Annotated in this window: 19 protein-coding genes; 1 reads left to right on the forward strand and 18 read right to left on the reverse strand. The window is 44.8% G+C overall.

Going from position 1 to position 16556, the window contains the following annotated elements; genetic code table 11:
- Positions 1 to 19: 19 nt before the first annotated feature.
- The 9 genes from era to rpsU form a co-directional block, all read right to left on the reverse strand.
- Positions 20 to 928, reverse strand: coding sequence for a GTPase Era (gene era, locus GFC30_RS13145; RefSeq protein ID WP_066326242.1), 909 nt, complete (start codon positions 926 to 928; stop codon positions 20 to 22).
- Positions 921 to 1319, reverse strand: a complete 399-nt coding sequence (locus tag GFC30_RS13150) for a cytidine deaminase (RefSeq protein WP_066326244.1) — start codon at positions 1317 to 1319, stop codon at positions 921 to 923. Before GFC30_RS13150 ends, era begins: the two co-directional genes overlap by 8 nt.
- Before the next feature lie 117 nt (positions 1320 to 1436).
- Positions 1437 to 1796 carry a diacylglycerol kinase family protein gene (locus GFC30_RS13155; RefSeq protein WP_066326246.1) on the reverse strand — a complete coding sequence of 120 codons (360 nt, stop codon included), beginning with the start codon at positions 1794 to 1796 and terminating at the stop codon, positions 1437 to 1439.
- 4 nt (positions 1797 to 1800) lie between these two features.
- The gene (gene ybeY, locus GFC30_RS13160; RefSeq protein WP_066326248.1) at positions 1801 to 2271 is read right to left on the reverse strand and encodes an rRNA maturation RNase YbeY; all 471 of its coding nucleotides are present in this window, start codon (positions 2269 to 2271) and stop codon (positions 1801 to 1803) included.
- Positions 2272 to 2342: 71 nt separating this feature from the next.
- Positions 2343 to 3305: a PhoH family protein gene (locus tag GFC30_RS13165; RefSeq protein WP_066326254.1), complete on the reverse strand. Its 963-nt coding sequence runs from the start codon at positions 3303 to 3305 to the stop codon at positions 2343 to 2345.
- Positions 3306 to 3308: 3 nt separating this feature from the next.
- Positions 3309 to 4496 carry a sporulation protein YqfD gene (gene yqfD, locus GFC30_RS13170; RefSeq protein WP_066326255.1) on the reverse strand — a complete coding sequence of 396 codons (1188 nt, stop codon included), beginning with the start codon at positions 4494 to 4496 and terminating at the stop codon, positions 3309 to 3311.
- Between the two features lie 11 nt (positions 4497 to 4507).
- Entirely contained in the window at positions 4508 to 4789 is a 282-nt protein-coding gene (yqfC, locus tag GFC30_RS13175; RefSeq protein ID WP_066326256.1) for a sporulation protein YqfC, read from the reverse strand.
- An 88-nt stretch (positions 4790 to 4877) separates the two neighbouring features.
- On the reverse strand, positions 4878 to 5321 hold the full coding sequence (locus GFC30_RS13180) for a GatB/YqeY domain-containing protein (protein WP_066326257.1): 444 nt from the start codon (positions 5319 to 5321) through the stop codon (positions 4878 to 4880).
- Between the two features lie 14 nt (positions 5322 to 5335).
- Positions 5336 to 5509: a 30S ribosomal protein S21 gene (gene rpsU / locus GFC30_RS13185; protein WP_027407847.1), complete on the reverse strand. Its 174-nt coding sequence runs from the start codon at positions 5507 to 5509 to the stop codon at positions 5336 to 5338.
- A 152-nt stretch (positions 5510 to 5661) separates the two neighbouring features.
- On the opposite strand from rpsU, the gene GFC30_RS13190 reads away from it, so the two are divergent.
- Complete coding sequence (locus GFC30_RS13190; RefSeq protein WP_066326258.1) at positions 5662 to 6600, forward strand: Na/Pi symporter; 939 nt, start codon at positions 5662 to 5664, stop codon at positions 6598 to 6600.
- On the opposite strand, the gene deoC is transcribed toward GFC30_RS13190, so the two are convergent.
- The 9 genes from deoC to hemW all read right to left on the reverse strand — a co-directional run bounded on the left by deoC (position 6584) and on the right by hemW (position 16501).
- The gene (gene deoC, locus GFC30_RS13195) at positions 6584 to 7255 is read right to left on the reverse strand and encodes a deoxyribose-phosphate aldolase (protein ID WP_066326259.1); all 672 of its coding nucleotides are present in this window, start codon (positions 7253 to 7255) and stop codon (positions 6584 to 6586) included. The two genes, GFC30_RS13190 and deoC, sit on opposite strands and share 17 nt — an antisense overlap.
- Before the next feature lie 146 nt (positions 7256 to 7401).
- Complete coding sequence (gene mtaB / locus GFC30_RS13200; RefSeq protein WP_066326260.1) at positions 7402 to 8754, reverse strand: tRNA (N(6)-L-threonylcarbamoyladenosine(37)-C(2))-methylthiotransferase MtaB; 1353 nt, start codon at positions 8752 to 8754, stop codon at positions 7402 to 7404.
- A gap of 10 nt (positions 8755 to 8764) precedes the next feature.
- On the reverse strand, positions 8765 to 9514 hold the full coding sequence (locus tag GFC30_RS13205) for a 16S rRNA (uracil(1498)-N(3))-methyltransferase (RefSeq protein ID WP_066326261.1): 750 nt from the start codon (positions 9512 to 9514) through the stop codon (positions 8765 to 8767).
- Between the two features lie 16 nt (positions 9515 to 9530).
- Positions 9531 to 10469 carry a 50S ribosomal protein L11 methyltransferase gene (gene prmA, locus GFC30_RS13210; RefSeq protein WP_066326262.1) on the reverse strand — a complete coding sequence of 313 codons (939 nt, stop codon included), beginning with the start codon at positions 10467 to 10469 and terminating at the stop codon, positions 9531 to 9533.
- Complete coding sequence (gene dnaJ, locus GFC30_RS13215) at positions 10466 to 11608, reverse strand: molecular chaperone DnaJ (RefSeq protein ID WP_066326264.1); 1143 nt, start codon at positions 11606 to 11608, stop codon at positions 10466 to 10468. Before dnaJ ends, prmA begins: the two co-directional genes overlap by 4 nt.
- Before the next feature lie 116 nt (positions 11609 to 11724).
- A complete protein-coding gene (gene dnaK, locus GFC30_RS13220) occupies positions 11725 to 13551 on the reverse strand; it encodes a molecular chaperone DnaK (protein WP_066326265.1) in 1827 nt (608 codons plus the stop codon).
- A gap of 17 nt (positions 13552 to 13568) precedes the next feature.
- Positions 13569 to 14147 carry a nucleotide exchange factor GrpE gene (gene grpE / locus GFC30_RS13225; protein WP_066326266.1) on the reverse strand — a complete coding sequence of 193 codons (579 nt, stop codon included), beginning with the start codon at positions 14145 to 14147 and terminating at the stop codon, positions 13569 to 13571.
- A gap of 95 nt (positions 14148 to 14242) precedes the next feature.
- A complete protein-coding gene (gene hrcA, locus GFC30_RS13230) occupies positions 14243 to 15277 on the reverse strand; it encodes a heat-inducible transcriptional repressor HrcA (protein ID WP_066326267.1) in 1035 nt (344 codons plus the stop codon).
- An 81-nt stretch (positions 15278 to 15358) separates the two neighbouring features.
- Entirely contained in the window at positions 15359 to 16501 is a 1143-nt protein-coding gene (gene hemW, locus GFC30_RS13235) for a radical SAM family heme chaperone HemW (RefSeq protein WP_066326268.1), read from the reverse strand.
- Between the last annotated feature and the right edge of the window lie 55 nt (positions 16502 to 16556).

Genomic DNA, 16556 nt, shown 5'->3' on the forward strand with positions numbered 1-16556 from the left:
TTATGTTATATAAAATTTGTTAATACTCATCTTCCCTAAACCCGAAGTCACGAAGCTGCGACAGTTTATTGCGCCAATCTTTTTGCACCTTCACCCAAAGCTCTAAAAATACTTTCGATCCAAGCAGCGCCTCAATGTCTACGCGCGCGCGCTGTCCGATTTCTTTTAACATTCGACCTTGTTTTCCGATAATAATTCCTTTTTGCGAATCGCGCTCGACGATAATTGTCGCCCCGACATATACCGTATGGCTGTCTTCCCGGCGTTCAATGGAATCAATAACAACAGCAATCGAATGCGGCACTTCTTCACGGGTCAAATGAAGCGCTTTTTCGCGAATCAATTCAGCAATAATAAACCGTTCTGGATGGTCGGTTACTTGGTCGGTTGGATAATACTGTGGACCTTCCGGCAAATACGATTTAATTTGCTCAATGAGCGTTTCGACATTGTTCCCTTGCAGCGCTGAAATCGGTACGACTTCTGCAAACGAATAGAGCGCCCGATAGCGATCGATAAGTGGCAATAAGTCGTCTGGATGAACTTGGTCAATTTTGTTCACGACTAAAAATACCGGCGTATTCACTTCCTTCAGCCGCTCGATAATAAAGGCATCGCCGCGACCGAATCCTTCTTCGGCGTTGATCATAAACAAAATAATATCGACTTCTTTTAAAGCGTTTTGTGCTACTTTCATCATAAAATCGCCGAGCTTATGCTTTGGCTTATGAATTCCTGGCGTATCAATAAAAATGATTTGAGCATCATCGGTCGTATAAACGCCTTGGATTTTATTCCGTGTCGTCTGCGGTTTGTCGCTCATAATCGCAATTTTTTGTCCGATGACACGGTTTAAAAACGTTGATTTTCCAACGTTCGGTCTCCCGATAATAGAAACGAATCCTGATTTAAATCCTTCTCTACTCATGCAAATCCTCCGCTGAAAATGCTCCTGGTAATAGTTCTTTCACCGTTAGTTCCGTTACGTCACCTTTCAAATTGGCTAAAATTACTTTCATATCTGGGGGACATAACTCTGCAATGACTTGGCGGCACGCTCCGCACGGCGGAACTGGACGGGAAGTATCGGCGATGACCGCAAGCGCGGCGTATTCACGCGCCCCTTCCGAATAGGCTTTAAATAAAGCGGTGCGTTCTGCACAATTGCATAAGCTGTACGCCGCATTTTCAATATTACACCCATAGTATACTTTACCATTTGTTGTTAATAGCGCAGCACCAACTTGAAATTTAGAGTAGGGGGCGTACGCATATTCCCGTGCCTTTTTTGCTTCCGCAATTAATTGTGTCATTTCCATGCTGCTTTTCCTTCCTTTCGAGGCAACCGCCTCTTTCTTTATTTTACAAGAAATTGAGAAAAATTTCATCTCTCTTCGCAAGAAAATTAACAGAAAAATTAGAATTTTATCCTTTGTTTACGGAATGATGTAGGGAAGAAAAATAATTGCTCCGACAATTCCTGCAATCACTGCTGCAACAAGTACTGCTCCCGCAGCAATGTCTTTTGCTGCTTTGGCGAGCGGATGAAACTCTTCTGTCACTAAATCAACGGCACGTTCAATCGCTGTGTTGATTAACTCTAAGCTAACGACAATTGCGATAACAACTAACAACACAAGCCATTCCTGCACAGAAAGATGGAAAATAAAGGCGAGCGATACGACGGCGAAAGCAGCCAACAAATGAAATTTCATATGCGCTTCTTCTTTTACGGCAGCGACAATTCCTGCCCACGCATCAAGAAAACGTTTCCATTTAATATTTGGCTTGTTCATACATTTATCGCTTCAATCCATATTTTTCAAGAATTTGTTCTTGTTTTGCAAACATTTCTTTTTCGTCTTCTTCTGTTTCGTGGTCATACCCAAGTAAATGCAAAAAGCCGTGCACCGCTAAAAAGCCGAGTTCGCGCATGAGTGAATGCCCATACTCTGTTGCTTGCTCTTTTGCTTTTGGAAGCGAAATAATAATATCGCCTAATACTTTCGGCATGTCTCCACCGATAATTTCTATTTCTCCCTCTCCCATTTCTTCAAGGGCAAAGGAAATGACATCGGTCGGCTGGTCTTTTCCGCGGTAGTCACGGTTAATGATACGGATTTGTTCATTGTCGACAAACGAAATGCTCACCTCCGCACCGTCTGGCACTTGTTCGACTTCAGCCGCATAGCATAACAATTGCTCGAGCGTTTGAATTTGTTCGTCTGTTACTTCTCCTGTTTCATCAATCCAATCGATGGATAGGGCCATAATTCTTCCCCTTTTCTATTGATAGTTTGGACAAAAAGAGACCCATGCGCAAGATGGGCCTGACATTTCTATTATATACCAGCTTGGTCGTACGCTTCAATAATTTTCCCGACGAGCGGATGGCGAACGACGTCGGACTGTTCAAGAAAAACGAACGAAATGCCGTTGACAAAAGCTAAAATATCTTTGGCGACCGCAAGTCCTGACGGAACGCCTTTTGGCAAATCGACTTGCGAAATATCACCCGTAATGACCATTTTCGAACCGAAACCAAGCCGGGTTAAAAACATTTTCATTTGTGAAGGCGTCGTATTTTGCGCCTCGTCTAAAATGACAAACGCATCCTCTAACGTGCGACCGCGCATATACGCAAGCGGAGCAATTTCGATTGTTCCGCGTTCAATAAGCCGCTGGGTATGGTCCGCCCCTAATACATCGTGCAACGCATCATAAAGCGGACGTAAATACGGGTCGACTTTTTCTTTTAAATCCCCTGGCAAAAATCCTAAGTTTTCCCCTGCTTCGACAGCCGGACGCGTTAAAATAATGCGCTTTACTTGCCCTATTTTTAACGCCTGTACAGCCATCACAACCGCTAAGTACGTCTTCCCTGTTCCCGCTGGGCCGATGCCAAACACGAGGTCGTGCTGTTTAATTGCTGTAATGTACTGCCGCTGTCCTAACGTTTTGACACGAACAGGTTTCCCTTTCGCGTTTTTTGTAATTTCTTCGTCATACAGTTCTAAGAAGTATTCGATCGTTCCGTTTTTCGCCATCTGCACAGCATACATAACGTCTCGCTCGCTAATCGCAACTCCTTTACGAATGACGCGGAGCAATTGGCGCAAGACGTCATCGACGAGCTGCACGTGTTCGTGGCTGCCGGAAACGTTGACGACGCCACCGCGCGTCACAATCGAAACAGCCAATTCTTGTTCGATTCGCTTCAAGTGGGCATCATGAATGCCAAAAAGCGCAATCGCTTCATTTGGATTTTCGATTTGCTGGCTAATCGTGACAAACTCTTCTGACATTCCTCAATCTCCTTGAACAATAGGTTGTGGTTGCGCAATGTTTTCATGGACTTCATAATACATTTCTACTTTTACTTTACCATTCTCTTTCTCCGCATGCAAAACCTTTTCATCTTTAATCAAAGCGTCTTCGTCTAATTTTGCCTGCAACTCTTTTCTGGCGATTTTTTTCGCTTGTTGAAACGCCTCGTTCCATGAATAACTTCGCTTCACTTGTTCTGTTTCGCGGTAAATGACACGCTCATAAACAATCGGCAACTCCCACTTCCAAAACCGGAGCGGTCGCTTTTGTGACTCCGTTTCGTAATGAACAAACGACGGCTTTTGAAATCCCCAAACAGGAATGGCGAAAGATTGGATAGAAAGATAATGTTTCTCGATATATTTTCCGGTAAAAACGTGAAATACTGCTTCTAATGGAAGGACAACGGTAGACTTGTACCATGTTTCGCCAAAAATTTTTCCTTTGGCGGGGACAAATTTCGTTTGCCCTTCTTTTCCGATAATTCCAGATACTAATATTTGCCCTTTTTCCACATGGTCATGAACGGAGACGAGCGGTTGACCCTCTTCCACGAACAAATCAGTAATGACTGCTTTCTTTTTTGCGACTAAATGACGGATAGGTACTTGTTCCGGTTCCTTTGGTTGTTTTTTTTCAACGACTTGAAAATAAAACGTCGTTCCTCTTAATTCAACCCCCACCCACGTGAGCGTATCGATGCGATCCGTTAATTTTTTTTGAATGGTTTCCGGCGGATCAAGCAAAAATTGAAACGCTCCTTTCTCTACCCCCATTTTCTTCAATTCTTTTAAAATGCGATGTTCCGTTTCCGGCTTCGCGCCTTGCACATGCACGCCCCATACCATATTGGATAACAAAAACACTACAACCAAAAATAAAAAAATACCGAGCAAAAAACCAAAATTAGCCAACGTTTTCTTCACAAGAAACGGAAACCCGCTTCTTCTGCCAAAAGAGAGCTTACATTCGCTTTGGCGGACAATCGGACGGAGGCGAGGAACGTCTTTTAGCAGCATAAAAAATGTGAGTTTGTCTTCTCCTATTTTTTGCACGTCCCAAACTACCATTCCGTTTCGCAAGCAAGCGTTCACCAATCGCTCCGTCCCTTTTCCTTGTACGGTCACTTGAACGCTTCCGATAAAAAAATAAGCCCATGTGTTTTTCATCGTCTTCCTCCTCATTGGTCCAAATAAACGACTTGCTGAATTTTTCCTTCAAGTAAAATTTCTTCTGGTAAAATCGTTTTAATGACAAACTCATCACCACGAACGAGGAGTTGGCCTTGTTTTAACAGCAAGCGCAGTTCTTTATCGCTAAACGTCAATAACCCGCGATGGTTTTCAATGTAAATATGTATATGCCCAATCATCGTAATGCGAGGAAGGTCCATGATAACATCAGCCGGTAATTCTAATTGATTAGCAAGCCATTTTTTCACTTGTTGCCGCCATTTTTTCATTAAAAGAACCCCCTTTCATCTCATACATATGAGAAAAAAAGGGGGGATAGCACTAAAAAAAGACCGCCTTGCGATGCAAGGCAGTCTTTTATGCTAAATATTGTTGTACAAGTTTGTTGACGAGAGAGCCATCCGCTTTTCCTTTTACTTTTGGCATGATTGCTCCCATCACTTTGCCCATATCCGCTTTCGAAGAAGCACCGACTTCAGCAATCGTTTGTTGAATGATTTCTGCTAGTTCTTCTTCACTAAGCTGTTTTGGCATGTATAGTTGAAGTATGTGAATTTCTTCCTTTGTCTTGTCAACAAGGTCTGAACGACCAGCGTTTTCGAATTCTTGGAGGGAGTCTTTACGCTGTTTTAATTCACGAGCAAGTACGGTCAGCTCTTCGTCTTCAGATAACGTTTTGCCAAGTTTAATCGCTTCGTTTTGCAATGCCGCTTTAACCATCCGAATGACGGAGAGTTTTTCCTTTTCTTTGTTTTTCATCGCTTGCTTCATATCATCGTTTAGACGTTCAAGAAGACCCATAAATACACCCTCTTTTAATGCTTGCGCTTTCTAGCCGCTTCAGACTTTTTCTTACGTCTTACGCTTGGCTTTTCATAGAATTCACGCTTTCTTGCTTCCTGTAACGTACCTGTTTTGGAAACAGCACGTTTGAAGCGACGAAGAGCATCTTCAAGCGATTCGTTTTTGCGAACGATTGTTTTTGACATCCTACTTCCCTCCCTCCGAACAACAACACTTGCATTTGTAGTACGAAACATGTACTTGTCAATTATAATACATCCCTTAGAAGAGGTCAACTAAAAAAGCTGTCATCATCTCCCTTTCTTGTCCATACAATGATGGAGAAGGAGGGAGAGCGGTGGGACGTATATTCATTTTATTTTTGATTCATCTTAGTATGTTTTTGCTTGGCATGCTAATGATGAAGTCAGGACTTTATGTACTTTCTGGTGATCGGTTAAAACGATGGGTACTGCATTTCACGAAAACACCTGTTCAAAGTTTCCTTACTGGGACAATTGCCACAGCGTTACTACAAAGCAGTTCTGCGATGATGGTGCTTACCGTCGGGCTTGTGGCGACCGGCTATTTAACGTTTCAGCAATCGATTGGGATCATTTTAGGGAGCAACATCGGCTCGACAATTACAACCGAACTTATCGCACTTGATGTTGGTACTAGCATTATCCCACTGCTACTCATTGGAGCGTTTCTCGTCTTTTTTGTCCGCCACCGCATCGGATATAGCATTGGCATGACGCTCGTTGGGCTTAGTTGTTTATTTTTTGCGATGGAAGGGTTCAGCGCCTTGGCCAAACCGCTTTCCACCACTCCGTTCGTCCATGAATGGTTGCAACAAACGAACCGCTCGTATATCGCCGGCATTCTCGTCGGCACAGTATTGACTGCCATCATTCAATCGAGTGCTGCGACCATCGGCATTGCGATGGGGTTTCTCAGCGAACGGTTGCTCGCGTTGCCAGCTGGCATTGCCATTTTGCTTGGCGCTAATATCGGCACGTGCGTTACCGCTTTATTAGCGAGCATCGGCGCAAGCCGAGAAGCGAAATTTACCGCCTATACACATTTATGGCTCAACATTGCCGGCGTCGGTATTTTTTCGTTATTCATTGCTCCATTTGCCAAGATCGTTAGCCTCTTTGCGTATTCGCCTGATGTGCAATTAGCGCACGCAAGCGTCTTATTTAACGTCATTTGCTCCGTTGTTGCGCTTCCGTTTATCCGTTGGATTGAATGGTGGATTTATTTTGTTCACGGGATTAATAATCGGTCGTAGCTGTTTTCCCTTGAACGATTGCCACGCCAGAGCTTGTGCCGATGCGCGTTGCGCCAGCTTCAATCATCGCTTCCGCCCCTTGAAGATCGCGAACGCCGCCGGACGCTTTCACACCAATATTCGGGCCAACTGTTTTTCGCATGAGCGCGATATCTTCGACCGTTGCACCGCCGGTGGAAAATCCTGTCGATGTTTTCACGTAATCGGCACCTGCTTGCACGGCTAAACGGCAAGCGCGTACTTTTTCTTCTTCGGAAAGCAAGCACGTTTCAATGATTACTTTCACAAGCGCTTTTCCATTTGCCGCTTCGACTACGGCACGAATGTCGCGCTCCACTAACGCATCGTCACCATCTTTTAGTGCACCGATATTAATGACCATATCAACCTCGGTTGCCCCTTTTTCAATCGCATCTTTCGTTTCAAACGCTTTCGTTTCTGGTGTATTCGCTCCAAGCGGAAAACCAATGACCGTACATACTTTCACATCGGTTCCTTTTAGTAAATCAGCTGCTGTCGCCACCCATGTTGGGTTGACACAAACAGACGCAAACCCATACTCTTTCGCTTCTTCACACAATTGCACGATTTGCGCTTTCGTTGTATTCGCTTTCAATAACGTGTGGTCAATCATTTTCGCAATGTTCGTTGCCATTGTAACTCTCCTTTCCGACTAACAGAAGTCTGACCTCTATCATCATACCACTTTTTCATTTCAAAAACTAGTTTTCCCGAAAAAATGACGAAAAATGACGAAACAGATGGTGGTGCGGCAAAAAAGAAACCCAGCAACATGCTGGGTTAGGAGCTTAGTTTCATATTTTCAACCGAATCGGACACGACGCGGACAAATTCCCCTTCGTTGTATGGATAGCCCGCTTTCGTAATTTTCACTTTCACAAGTTGTCCGACCATCTCTTCCGTCGCTGGGAATTTCACTTTTAAATAGTTGTCTGTATATCCGACGTATAATCCGCTATTTGGCTCTTCTTTGTAAGGTTCTTCTGGAATGACTTCGAGCACATGTCCTTCAAACTGCGATGCGTATTCTTTTGCAAGCTGGTCAGAAAGCGCAATCAACCGATGGACGCGCTCATTTTTCACGTCTTCGTCCACTTGATCTGGCATTCTCGCCGCTGGTGTGCCTGTCCGTTTGGAATACGGGAAGACGTGCAGTTCAGAAAAACGTTGGTCTCGAATAAAGTGGAACGTCTCCATAAATTCTTCTTCCGTTTCCCCTGGAAACCCAACGATCACATCAGAAGTAACCGCTAGCTCCGGAAATACTTCTCGTAAACGTGCCAACCGCTCCGCAAAAAATTCAGTCGTATATTTACGACGCATTCGCTTCAACACCGTATTCGAGCCCGACTGCAGCGGAATGTGCAAATGGCGGACGATTTTATCCGATTGTTTCAATACATCGATTACTTCATCGGTAATTTGGCTTGCTTCAATCGAGGAAATGCGAATTCGTTTCAACCCCACTACTTGCTCGTCGAGGTCGCGAAGCAGCGCCGCAAAATTATAATCTTTCATATCTTCGCCGTATCCACCCGTATGAATGCCGGTCAACACAATTTCTTTATAGCCCGCATCAACAAGTTGCTGCGCTTGGCGAATAACTTCTTTTGGGTCGCGTGAACGCATTAAGCCGCGCGCCCACGGAATGATGCAAAACGTGCAGAAATTGTTGCACCCTTCTTGAATTTTTAACGATGCCCGCGTCCGGTCAGTAAAAGCAGGCACGTCTAATTCTTCGTATACGCGCGTTTTCATAATATTGCTGACACCGTTAATCGGTTGGCGCTCCTGCTTAAATCGCTCGATATAGTCCAAAATTTTCGCACGGTCTTGCGTTCCGATGACGACATCCACTCCAGGAATCGCCATCACTTCCGCGGGCGACGTTTGCGCATAACAGCCCGTGACGCAAACGACCGCGTCTGGATTTTGCCGGATTGCCCGGCGAATGACTTGACGGCTTTTTTTGTCCCCCGTATTTGTCACCGTGCACGTATTAATGACATAAACGTCCGCATGGCTTTCAAACTCTTTGCGTTCATATCCGGCTTGCTTAAACAACTGCCAAATCGCTTCTGTTTCGTAATGATTGACTTTACAGCCTAACGTATGAAATGCCACTGTTGGCATTGTCCTCACCTCACTTTAATTCCCACTCATATGATGCCGCTGCCAATACGTAAAGCGGAGCTGTTTCCGTTCGCAAAATGCGTGGGCCAAGCCCACACGCCAAAAAACCGCGGCTTAGAAACAACTCCATTTCTTGTGGAGAGAAACCGCCTTCCGGGCCAAACACGACAATAAGCGACTGCCCTTGCTTCATTTGCCGAAGCACCGTTTTTAGCGCAGCCGCTTCGCCGTTTTTCGCTTTTTCTTCGTATGCTACGAGCCGATAGTCGCACGTTTGTGCAAACTCGATCAGTCGATGAATCGTCATTGGGGCATATACATGTGGTACATTCGCTCGATGCGCTTGTTCCGCCGCTTCTTTCGCGATTTTTTGCCATCTCTCGAGCTTTTTTTCGGCTTTTTTTTCTTCCCATTTCACGACAGAATGAGCAGCTAAAAACGGAATAAATGCAAAAGCACCAAGTTCTGTCCCTTTTTGAATGACAAGCTCCAATTTATCCGCTTTCGGCAATCCATGGGCGATATAAATCTTCCCTACTAGTTCGGTTCGTTCTTCTTTCCATTCTATAACACGAACGATGACGCTCTCATTGGTAATTTGTTCAATTTCACACAGAGCGGACAAGCCATTCCCTCTGCTACAAATCATTTCGTCCCCTTTATTCATCCGCATGACGCGAACGATGTGGTGGTAATCGTCTCCTGTGATTGTGATATGTTGTTCGTTTATTTGGTTCTCCGACACAAAGTACCGCTGCAAACCGACACCTTCTTTTTCACGATTTTCTTGCGATAAATGCGACCCAGTCTTCCATCGTCAACGTTTCTTCAATCGTAAATCCGGCGTTTACCAGCCCGTCTTTTACTTCTTGTTTCTTCGCTTGAATAATTCCAGACGTGATGAAATACCCATTCCGCTCTAATAAATGATACGCATCATCCACAAAGCGCAAAATAATTTCTGCTAAAATATTAGCCACAATGACGTTTGCGGGTTTATCGATATGATCAAGCAAATTATTTTGCGCAACCGTCACGACGTGCTGCACTTTATTTAACTTTACATTTAATTTTGCACTATCGACGGCAACCGGATCTAAATCGAGCGCTCGCACAGATTTCGCCCCAAGCATCGCCGCGGCAATGCTTAGAATGCCAGACCCGGTGCCGACATCAATGACCGTATTCCCCGGTTGTACACACTTTTCAAGCGCTTGAATGCACATGACCGTTGTCGGATGCGTCCCTGTTCCAAATGCCATTCCAGGGTCTAATTCAATAATTAATTCATCGGTCGATACGCGTTCATACGTTTCCCACGTTGGCACGATGGTAAATCGCTCCGAAATTTTCACGGGATTATAATATTTTTTCCAAGCGGTTGCCCATTCTTCTTCGTTCACTTCGCTAATCGTCACTTTATTTCGTCCGACGTCGATATTGTAAAGCATTAAGTTGTTAACCGCTTCTTTAATTGCCTCGACCGTTTCCCCTAAAAAGCTATTCACTGGCAAATACGCTTTTATGACGACCCCTTCTTCCGGATAGTCGTCCGGATTCAACTCGTAAATTTCGCCAAATTGTGTGTCGCGTTCTTTCGTTAAATCGAACGGATCTTCAATGACGACGCCGCCAGCACCTGCTTCGTGCAAAATGTTCGAAATCGCCTCAACCGCTTCATGTGTCGTATGGATGCTAATTTCTGACCATTTCATAAATGTTCCCCTTTAAACGCTTTTTTTACTTTTTCAAAAAAGCTGTCTTGCGTTTGATGCATTTGGTGTCCGCCTAATTGATCAAATTCTCGCAACAGTTGCTTTTGTTTTTCCGTCAGTTTCGTTGGCGTAACGACGCGAACAATGACATGCTGGTCGCCATTTCCGTAACCGCGGACGTTCGGCACCCCTTTTCCTTTGAGGCGGAATTTTGTGCCCGTTTGCGTCCCGGCTGGGATTTTTAGTTTCACTTTTCCATGCAATGTCGGCACTTCTAATTCGTCACCAAGCGCTGCTTGGGCAAACGTCAACGGAATTTCGCAATAAATGTCGTCGCCGTCGCGCTCGAAAAATTCGTGCGGTTCGACATGGAACACGATATACAAATCGCCTGATGGTCCTCCATTTACTCCCGGTTCTCCTTGACCGGCTACGCGCAACTGCTGACCGTCATCAATTCCGGCTGGAATTTTAACGTGAATTTTCTTCCGCTTTTTCACGCGCCCCTTTCCACCGCACGTCGTACATTTTTCTTTAATAAATTGCCCTGTCCCTCCGCAATAATGGCACGCTCTTCGGTTAACAATTCGGCCAAACGGCGTCACTTGTTCAACGCTTATTTGCCCTGTACCATGGCAATGTGCGCACGTTTCTTTTGTTGTTCCCGGCTTTGCACCAGAGCCGTGGCATGTGTCACACGTTTCTTCGCGTGGAATTTCGATATCTGTCTCTTTTCCGAACGCAGCTTCTTCAAACGTCAACGTCATCGTATATTGCAAATCCGCGCCGGCACGTGGGGCGTTCGGGTCACGACGTCTTCCGCCACCAAAAAAGGACGTGAAAATATCTTCAAAACCCCCAAATCCGCTAAAGCCGCCAAAATCAAAATCATCGCCACGGAAACCGCCAAACCCTTGATTCGGGTCAGCATGACCAAATTGGTCGTAATGCGCACGTTTTTGGTCATCGCTTAATACTTCATACGCTTCTTTAATTTCTTTAAATTTCTCTTCCGCCCCTGGCTCTTTATTGACGTCCGGATGGTATTGCTTCGACAGTTTCCGATATGCCTTTTTAATCTCCTCTTTTGTCGCATTTTTGCTTACTCCGAGAATTTCATAATAATCTCGTTTCGTCATCATCACCCACTCCCGTTTCACTCACATAAAATTAATTGTACCATTCGCTTCTTGACATATGCAATAGAAATGAAAAAGTCAAAGCCAAGGCAGGCCTGACTTTGACTTTTTCGTTTTTACTTATCGTCTTTTACTTCTTCAAATTCCGCATCAACGACGTCGTCGTCTTTTTTGGCAGTGCCGTCAGCGCCTTGTTGTTGTTGCGCTTGTTTTGCTGCTTGTTCGTATAGCTTAATCGATAACTGCTGCACGATTTCTTGAAGGGCGTCTTTTTTCGCCCGAATTTCGTCGAGGTCGTTTTTCTCAAGCGCTGCTTTTAATGCGTCTTTTGCTTCTTGCGCTTTTTTCACTTCTGCTTCGTCGACTTTGCCTTCCAATTCTTTTAGCGTTTTTTCCGTTGTGAACACTAAATGGTCGGCTTCGTTACGAAGCTCTGCCGCTTCTTTCCGCTTTCTGTCCGCTTCAGCATTTTCTTCTGCTTCGCGAATCATGCGCTGAATTTCTTCTTCCGAAAGACCAGACGATGATTTAATCGTAATCGACTGCTCTTTATTCGTTCCTAAATCTTTCGCGCGCACGTGCACAATTCCGTTGGCGTCAATATCGAACGTTACTTCAATTTGCGGTACACCACGAGGTGCTGGCGGAATGTCGGTTAATTGGAAGCGACCGAGTGTTTTGTTGTCGGCAGCCATCGGACGTTCCCCTTGCAAGACGTGAATGTCTACTGCCGTTTGGTTGTCTGTTGCCGTCGAGAAAATTTGTGATTTGCTTGTTGGGATTGTCGTGTTACGCTCAATTAGTTTCGTAAAGACGCCACCCATTGTTTCAATCCCTAACGAAAGCGGCGTAACGTCTAGTAATACGACGTCTTTGACGTCCCCTGCAATGACCCCACCTTGGATCGCTGCACCGATCGCTACAACTTCGTCCGGGTTCACACCTTTATGCGGTTCTTTGCCAATTTCTTTTTTAATCGCCTCCTGAACAGCAGGAATGCGCGTCGAACCGCCGACAAGAATGACTTTATCGATGTCCGCTGGCGTTAAACCTGCATCTTTCAACGCTTGGCGCACCGGACCCATCGTGCGCTCGACAAGATGAGCGGACAATTCTTCGAATTTCGCGCGTGTTAATGTCATTTCTAAATGCAACGGCCCTGTTTCGTTTGCACTAATGAACGGCAACGAAATTTGTGTTTGTGTCACGCCAGAAAGATCTTTTTTCGCTTTTTCGGCAGCGTCTTTTAAACGCTGAAGCGCCATTTTATCTTTGGATAAGTCGATGCCATGCTCTTTTTTGAACTGTTCGACTAAGTAATCAATGATGACTTGGTCGAAATCGTCCCCACCAAGATGGTTATCACCGGCTGTCGCTTTTACTTCAAACACGCCATCGCCTAATTCCAAAATCGATACGTCAAACGTACCGCCACCTAAGTCGTAGACAAGAATCGTTTGATCTTCGTCCATTTTATCCAATCCGTATGCAAGCGCTGCGGCTGTCGGCTCGTTAATAATGCGCTCCACTTCTAAGCCTGCGATTCGCCCCGCGTCTTTTGTCGCTTGGCGCTGCGCGTCGTTAAAGTAAGCTGGGACGGTGATCACCGCTTTTGTGACCGGTTCACCTAAATACGCTTCTGCATACGATTTTAAGTATTGTAAAATCATCGCCGAAATTTCTTGTGGCGTGTATTGTTTTCCTTCGATTTCGACTTTGTAGTTTGTTCCCATATGACGCTTAATGGAAATAACAGTATTGGGGTTTGTAATCGCTTGGCGTTTCGCCACTTCCCCGACTTGTCGCTCCCCGTTTTTAAACGCTACAACAGAAGGCGTTGTTCGACCTCCTTCTGGGTTTGGAATGACTTTTGGCTCTCCGCCTTCTAACACTGCTACGCAAGAGTTTGTCGTTCCTAAGTCAATACCGATAATTTTGCTCATCGCAATCACCCTCCTGTTTATTGATTTACTTTAACCATTGCCGGTCGAATGACACGGTCTTTCAATTTGTATCCTTTTTGAAATTCTTCCACCACCGTATTCGGTTCGTAATTACCATCTTCGACTTGCATAACTGCTTGGTGTACGTGTGGATCGAACGGTTTTCCAACCGATTCAATCGCTTCGACGCCTTCTTTCTTTAGCGCCTCGACGAGCGAGCGGTAAACCATTTCGACCCCTTGCAAAATGGATTTCGCTTTTTCGTCTTCGACTTCCACTTTTAAGGCGCGTTCAAAGTTGTCTAGCGCCGGCAATAAGTCGGTCACTAAACTTTGTGCGCGGTATTTTTCCGCTGCCTCAAATTCTAATTTTGTGCGGCGTCGGAAATTATCAAAATCCGCATATAAGCGGAGGTAACGCTGTTCCATTTCTTGCAACTTGCTTTGCAGTTCGGCGATTTGTGCATGCGCTTTTGCTAGCTCCTCGTTTTGTTCCTCTGTTTCTGCTGTTTCTTGCTGAGTTTCTACTGTTTCTTCTGTCGTTTGATCATATGTAGCTTCTTCTTGCACTTCGAGCGTTTCTTTTTCTTTTTCCATCGCCCTCACCTCCCTTAAAGTAATCAGTTATGTATGTTCACAAGGAAAGGATGGGGTGTAAAGCACCAACCATCCATTATCCAATATGACCAATGCTAGTTGTTTTGATACCAGTCTGTCAGCACCGCCGATAAATCAGAAGCGACGCGGTTTAAGATCGTAATGACGCGGGAATATTCCATGCGCGTTGGACCGAGCACTGCAATCGTTCCCAAAGGTTCTTCGCCAATAGAATACGTTGCGGTAATTAAGCTGCAGTTTTCCATTCCCCTCAATTGGTTTTCGCGTCCGATTGTCACCTGAATCCCTTTTTGTCGATGTTTGCGCAACAAACGGTAAAAATCCTTTTCTTGCTCAATCATCGTCATTAACGAGCGAATTTTTTGAATGTCGCTAAATTCGGGTTGGCTGAGCATGTTTGTTTTTCCAGCGAAAAACATTTTCTCTTCTTGCGGAATATCGAGCGTCTCCGCGATCGTTTTGAGCATGCTGTCATAGCTATAAATGTGCAGCCGCAACACGTTCGCTACTTCTTTATAAATTTTGTCCTTTAAGTCAATCAGCGGAACACCGACGAGTCGCTCGTTTAAAATGTTTACCATTTTTTCCAAATCAGCAGCCTTTACGGCTTCCGGAATCGTAATGACGCGGTTTTCGACATGCCCGGTATCCGTAACGATAATCGCCACCGCTGTTTCTTTCGTTAGCGGGATAATTTGCAACTGCTTCAGCTTGTTTTCTTTCACGGCTGGACCGAGAACAATTGACGTATAGCTCGTTAAGTCGGATAAAATTTGCGCGGATTTTTGCACTAATTTTTCCAATTCGTAAATTCGCTCAGCGAAAATCGATTTAATTTTGCTCATGTCTTCTTGTGTCAGCCGCTGTGGTGACAATAGATGATCGACATAGTAACGATAGCCTTTTTCCGATGGCACCCTTCCAGATGAAATGTGCGTTTTTTCAATATATCCTAACTCTTCTAAGTCTGCCATCTCATTTCGAATCGTCGCTGAGCTAAGCGTAATTTTCTCTTTTTTAGACAACGTTCGAGAGCCGACGGGCTGACCGTAACGGATAAAATCATCAATAATGACTTGTAAAATAAGCAATTGGCGATCAGTTAACAACGATCATCACCTCTGTTAGCACTCAGATTGTTCGAGTGCTAAATCTATTATTAAAGTATCAAATTCGGTCGCTTCTGTCAATTAGCTGACGTGAAGAAACGCTTCAAATACGACATTGCCAAGCAGCTTGCCGCGGTGGGTAAGGCGAACATGCGTTTCAGTTTCTTCTAGTAGCCCGTTTGCTTTTTCTTTTGCAATGACATCGCCAAATACATCGTTCAGCGAACGATGAAATTTTTCGTAAAACCGTTGTTTCGATACGCCTTCTATTTTTCGAAGACCTAAAAACATTTCTTCTTCCATTCGTTCGCGCTCATTCACTTCGTGCCGTTCCACATATGGCAACTGCCCTTTTTCGATGAGTTCGATATATTTTTTCACCGGTCCAATGTTGACGTTGCGTATGCCGTTCATATAGCTATGGGCACCAGCGCCAATGCCATAGTAATACTCATTGTTCCAATACGTTAAATTATGTTGGCTTTCGAATCCAGAGCGAGCGTAGTTACTTAGTTCATATTGAACGTATCCGTGTTGTTGCATTTGTTTCATCGTCTCTTCGTACATTTCCGCTTCCTCGTCTTGTGACGGCAAAGAAAGCTTTCCTTTTCGCATCAGGTTATAAAACACCGTTTTTGGCTCGATAATTAAGGAATAGGCGGAGATGTGCGGAACATCGAGCGAAAATGCAACTGCTAAATCTTTTTGTAATTGTTCAAGGGTTTGCCCTGGCAGCCCGTAGATTAAATCGATGCTAATATTTGTAAAACCAACCGCTTTTGCTGTTTCGACCGCCTGCCATACGTCGCGCGTTTGGTGGGTGCGGCCGATTCGGCGTAACAGCGTGTCATTGAACGTTTGCACTCCAATGCTTAATCGGTTGACACCCGCATCTTTTAAGCACTGCAATTTTTCGCGCGATAATTCGTTAGGATTAGCTTCTACCGTAAATTCCACCTTATCGACAGTGCACGGAAGATAACGATGAATGTTTTCCAACAAAAAATCGAGCTGTCGTATATCAAGCGCTGTCGGTGTGCCACCGCCAATAAAAATTGTCTGCACCCGCTCCGCCGGAAACTGTGCAACCGTCCGCTTCATTTCTTGTTCCATTGCCTGCAAATATTCCGCTACCGGCTGTCCTTTTAAAAACACTTTATTAAAATCGCAATAATGGCAAATATGCGTACAAAACGGGATGTGCAAATACGCTGCCTGTATCACTCGCAATCGCTCCTTTACGTAAAAAACAAGGCTATCCCATCCGATGAGACAGCCT

Origin of the sequence: Anoxybacillus amylolyticus (assembly GCF_001634285.1) — a bacterium.
GTDB lineage: Bacteria > Bacillota > Bacilli > Bacillales > Anoxybacillaceae > Anoxybacteroides > Anoxybacteroides amylolyticum.

Coding starts and splice junctions, on each gene's coding strand:
- mtaB (WP_066326260.1), bottom strand. CDS start 8,754: ATGCCAACAGTGGCATTTCATACGTTAGGCTGTAAAGTCAATCATTAC.
- GFC30_RS13155 (WP_066326246.1), bottom strand. CDS start 1,796: ATGAACAAGCCAAATATTAAATGGAAACGTTTTCTTGATGCGTGGGCA.
- rpsU (WP_027407847.1), bottom strand. CDS start 5,509: ATGTCAAAAACAATCGTTCGCAAAAACGAATCGCTTGAAGATGCTCTT.
- yqfD (WP_066326255.1), bottom strand. CDS start 4,496: ATGAAAAACACATGGGCTTATTTTTTTATCGGAAGCGTTCAAGTGACC.
- prmA (WP_066326262.1), bottom strand. CDS start 10,469: ATGAAATGGTCAGAAATTAGCATCCATACGACACATGAAGCGGTTGAG.
- GFC30_RS13150 (WP_066326244.1), bottom strand. CDS start 1,319: ATGGAAATGACACAATTAATTGCGGAAGCAAAAAAGGCACGGGAATAT.
- dnaJ (WP_066326264.1), bottom strand. CDS start 11,608: ATGACGAAACGAGATTATTATGAAATTCTCGGAGTAAGCAAAAATGCG.
- dnaK (WP_066326265.1), bottom strand. CDS start 13,551: ATGAGCAAAATTATCGGTATTGACTTAGGAACGACAAACTCTTGCGTA.
- deoC (WP_066326259.1), bottom strand. CDS start 7,255: ATGGCAACGAACATTGCGAAAATGATTGACCACACGTTATTGAAAGCG.
- ybeY (WP_066326248.1), bottom strand. CDS start 2,271: ATGGCCCTATCCATCGATTGGATTGATGAAACAGGAGAAGTAACAGAC.
- GFC30_RS13180 (WP_066326257.1), bottom strand. CDS start 5,321: ATGGGTCTTCTTGAACGTCTAAACGATGATATGAAGCAAGCGATGAAA.
- era (WP_066326242.1), bottom strand. CDS start 928: ATGAGTAGAGAAGGATTTAAATCAGGATTCGTTTCTATTATCGGGAGA.
- grpE (WP_066326266.1), bottom strand. CDS start 14,147: ATGGAAAAAGAAAAAGAAACGCTCGAAGTGCAAGAAGAAGCTACATAT.
- yqfC (WP_066326256.1), bottom strand. CDS start 4,789: ATGAAAAAATGGCGGCAACAAGTGAAAAAATGGCTTGCTAATCAATTA.
- GFC30_RS13165 (WP_066326254.1), bottom strand. CDS start 3,305: ATGTCAGAAGAGTTTGTCACGATTAGCCAGCAAATCGAAAATCCAAAT.